The sequence below is a fragment of the Gemmatimonadota bacterium genome (assembly GCA_039715185.1).
Taxonomy (GTDB): Bacteria; Gemmatimonadota; Gemmatimonadetes; order Longimicrobiales; family RSA9; genus DATHRK01.
Map to the genome: position 1 here is coordinate 1 of JBDLIA010000173.1, position 2,983 is coordinate 2,983.

The 2,983-nt window shown below is 69.2% G+C and carries 4 protein-coding genes; 2 read left to right on the top strand and 2 right to left on the bottom strand.

Annotated features, from left to right (window positions below; all coding sequences use genetic code 11):
• Positions 1-93 precede the first annotated feature (93 nt).
• Both ABFS34_16325 and ABFS34_16330 read right to left on the bottom strand, forming a co-directional pair.
• Positions 94-363: a hypothetical protein gene (locus ABFS34_16325; GenBank protein ID MEN8376991.1), complete on the bottom strand. Its 270-nt coding sequence runs from the start codon at positions 361-363 to the stop codon at positions 94-96.
• Positions 364-512: 149 nt separating this feature from the next.
• Positions 513-1,514 carry a sugar phosphate nucleotidyltransferase gene (locus ABFS34_16330; GenBank protein ID MEN8376992.1) on the bottom strand — a complete coding sequence of 334 codons (1,002 nt, stop codon included), beginning with the start codon at positions 1,512-1,514 and terminating at the stop codon, positions 513-515.
• A gap of 175 nt (positions 1,515-1,689) precedes the next feature.
• On the opposite strand from ABFS34_16330, the gene ABFS34_16335 reads away from it, so the two are divergent.
• Both ABFS34_16335 and ABFS34_16340 read left to right on the top strand, forming a co-directional pair.
• On the top strand, positions 1,690-2,439 hold the full coding sequence (locus ABFS34_16335; GenBank protein ID MEN8376993.1) for an SIMPL domain-containing protein: 750 nt from the start codon (positions 1,690-1,692) through the stop codon (positions 2,437-2,439).
• Positions 2,436-2,837 carry a DUF1499 domain-containing protein gene (locus ABFS34_16340; protein ID MEN8376994.1) on the top strand — a complete coding sequence of 134 codons (402 nt, stop codon included), beginning with the start codon at positions 2,436-2,438 and terminating at the stop codon, positions 2,835-2,837. The genes ABFS34_16335 and ABFS34_16340 overlap by 4 nt, the downstream gene beginning before the upstream one ends.
• Positions 2,838-2,983: the final 146 nt, after the last annotated feature.

Below are 2,983 nucleotides of genomic sequence, written 5' to 3' on the forward strand. Positions count from 1 at the left end.
GTACAGCGGCCTCGCGGACTCGCGTCCGCTCGAAACCGCTCACGGAAACCCTGTGTGCTCCAGGGCACTTTGGGTGGGGAAATCGTTTCTACGTTAGGACGTACGTGTGCTCCCCGCAATGTCGTCGGAGTGCACGTCCACGAAGTGGAGATCGCCCGCTCGCAGCACGACGACCTCTTTGCAGACGCGGCAGCGGTAGGTCATGACGGGAGTGTCGGGGCTGATCGTGCCCCCCGCCGCCTGGCGCAGATCGGACGCGGGCCCCGGGATCACGCGTAGCGGCAGGCGACGCGTGCCGCAGCCGCAAGCCACCCGTACCGGCAGCGTGCCCTCCGCTCCCGCCTTCCGTTCGTGGTCGTCCATGGGGAGAGTGAGTCAACACGATCCGTGCCAGCGCGGCGGATCGCGGGAAGATGCCATCTCGCCCGCCACGGGCGGATTTCACCATTGCGATGGCGCCGCGCGTTGTGGAAACTCTGTGGCGGCGATGCGACACAAATCCCCCCGCCGCGTCAGGGGCCGTCGTCGCCCGCGATGTCGGAATGATCCCCCAGACGGACGCTGCCCTTCACGCCGGCGACGCGTGCGTAATCGCCGATAATCGAATCCCGCAGGGTTGACCTCTCTACCAGGCTGTTCTCGCCGATGATGGTGTCGCGCAATGCGGCATCCCGCACCACGCTGCCGGCGCCGATGGAGACGTTGGGGCCCACCTCCACGTTGCGCAGCTCCACGTCGTCCTCGACGCGCACGGGCTCGTGAACGAGCACGTTGACGCCGCCCCGCGGCTCCAGCGACCGGCCAGTCTCGAGCAGATGCCGGTTGGTGGCCAGCAGGGTCTCCGGCTTGCCGCAGTCGTACCAGCCCTCGACCTCCTCCACCCGCAGGCGGGCGCCGTGGTCGATCATGTACTGGAAGGCGTCGGTCAGGTAGTACTCGCCGCCCTGGCTCGTGGCGCGGTCGATGGTGGCGTCGATGCCCTCGTACAGGAGCCGGTGGTCGCGGATGTAGTAGAGCCCGATGTTGGCCAGCTTGGAGATGGGATCCTTGGGCTTTTCCACGATCCGCGTCATGTACCCGCGTCCGTCGGTGACGATGACCCCGAAGCGCTGGTAGTCCTCGACTTCTTTGGCCCACAGGATGCCTGCGTCGCCCTCGGGGAGCGCGTGTATCGCCCCCAGATCGGCATCGAACAGGGTATCGACGAAGATGATCAGCAGATCTTCATCGATGTAGGGCTGGGCCAGCTTGACCGCGCCGGCGGTACCATCCTGCACCGCCTGCTGCACGAAATGGGCGCTGAACTCAGAGTACTCCGTGCGCACGTAGTCCTCGATCTTGTCCTTCAGATAGCCCGTAATGAACACGATCTCGGACACTCCCAGGGTACGCAGATCGTCCAGGATGTAGCTCATCACGGGCCGCCCGCCGACGCGCAGCAGCGGCTTGGGAGTGACGTGCGTATGCGGGCGCAGGCGGGTGCCTTTCCCCGCCAAAGGAATGACGACCTTCAACGATTCCCCCTCCCGAGTCGATCCCGTGGAAGCACCGCCGGGCCGGGCCCATGGCCGCGGCCATCGGGCCTTTCGCAAGGCCCGCGCCGACGCCGCCTCATGCGCCGGTCTGGCGCGCGCGCGCCGCGAAGGAAAGGTTTCCGGGGTACGCACGCAACCCGGACCACGACAGACGATGCCGAACCGTATCCACGCGAGCGGCCTGGTGGCCGCGCTGGTCGTGACGTTGGGAGGGTTTCCTTTGGAGGCAAACGCTCAAGAGGCGCCCGGGGCCACCGCCGTCCCGCCACCCCGCACGGTCACCGTTTCCGCCTCCGGCAGGGTCGAGGCGGAGCCCGACCAGGCCGTCCTGACGCTGGCCGTCGAAACGGTCGGAGAAACCGCGCGGGAGGCGCTCGCGTCCAACGCCGAGCGGGCGGACGCCTTGATCACCGCGCTGACTGACCTCGGACTCGCGCGCGAAAAGGTCGGCACGGTGTCGTTCGGCCTCAACCCGGAGTACGCGCGGCCCGAAGCCGGGGCGCCGCGGCAGGAGCCGCGCATCGTCGGCTACCGGGCGCACAACACACTGCGCGTCGTCGTCGATGAGCTGACCCGCGCGGGGGAGGTGATCGACGCCGCCGCGGCCGCCGGCGCCAACCGCATCGGCGGGCCCAGCTTCGGCATAGCGGACGCAGGTCCCCTGCGGCTGCGCGCGCTGGCAGACGCGGTCGAGAAGGCGCGCGCCGAAGCCTCGGTGCTGGCCGCGGCGCTCGGGATGGACCTGGGGGATGTGATGAAGGTCGATACGTCCGCCCCGGGAGGGCCGATCCCCATGCCACAGGCGCGGACCCTGGCGCTCGAGGCCGTTCAAACGCCCATCGAGCCGGGCACGCTGTCGATAGGCGCGACGGTGCGCATCACCTGGGAGTTGCGCGCCCGGTGACGGCGCAGGCGGGTGGGTTGACGCGGGCGCTGTCGAGCAATTCCGCGGCCACGAGCAAGGGGCACGAGGATCCGCGGCTGCGCGGGCGCACCTACGCCGTTCCGTTCGAGCGCGTGTGGCGCGCCGTGCTCCGCATCGTGCAGCGCGAGGGCCGCTGGAAATTCGCCTCCGCCGATGACGCCAGCGGCACGATCCAGGTGGAGGTGCGCTCGGCGATCATTGCCATGCCCGGCGAGCTGACGGTGCGGATAGCGCTGGACAGGAACGCGCAGACGCGCGTCGACGCACGCGCCGTATCCAGGAAGGCCAGGACCGATCTCGGCATGAACGCGCGCCGCATCGCGCGTCTTCTACGCGAGCTGGACGGCGAGCTCGGAGTGCCCCACACGGCCGCGTAGGCGGCGCGGCACGCCATTCGGGGTCCGCCGGTGTCGCGGCGCTAGTATGCCGGCGCGGAAGTCCCGTGTGCACCGAGGCGCGTGATGCGCCCGCGGGGCAAGGCGGAACGACGCGCCGTAGCCGTCGCTACGGCAAGGAGTTCCAA

Bases quoted from the DNA above. Each gene is read 5' to 3' on its own strand.
- ABFS34_16325 (MEN8376991.1), bottom strand. From the start codon at position 363: ATGGACGACCACGAACGGAAGGCGGGAGCGGAGGGCACGCTGCCGGTA.
- ABFS34_16335 (MEN8376993.1), top strand. From the start codon at position 1,690: ATGCCGAACCGTATCCACGCGAGCGGCCTGGTGGCCGCGCTGGTCGTG.